Source organism: Shewanella sp. S1-49-MNA-CIBAN-0167, from assembly GCF_040310145.1.
Classification (GTDB): domain Bacteria; phylum Pseudomonadota; class Gammaproteobacteria; order Enterobacterales; family Shewanellaceae; genus Shewanella; species Shewanella psychromarinicola.
Map to the genome: position 1 here is coordinate 1 of NZ_JBEOPO010000415.1, position 248 is coordinate 248.

The 248-nt window shown below is 42.3% G+C and carries 1 protein-coding gene; it reads left to right on the top strand.

Features of this window, described 5'->3' with window-relative positions:
- Positions 1–248 (top strand): efflux RND transporter permease subunit (locus AAEZ00_RS21860; RefSeq protein WP_351090112.1); only part of this gene is annotated, 248 nt, incomplete at both ends.

Genomic DNA, 248 nt, shown 5'->3' on the forward strand with positions numbered 1-248 from the left:
GTGCTTCTGTGGTTGAAAGTCGAATCACTCAACTTATCGAAGATAGGATAAGTGGTGTTGAAGGCATCCGTCATATAAGTTCGTCAAGCAGTGATGGCCGTTCAAGCGTTACCATTGAATTTGATATTAATCGAGATATCGAAGCCGCGACCAATGATGTTCGTGATCGTATTTCAGGTTTATTAGAACAGCTTCCTGAAGAAGCTGATGCTCCCTCAATTTACAAAGCTAACGGCAGTGATGAAGTC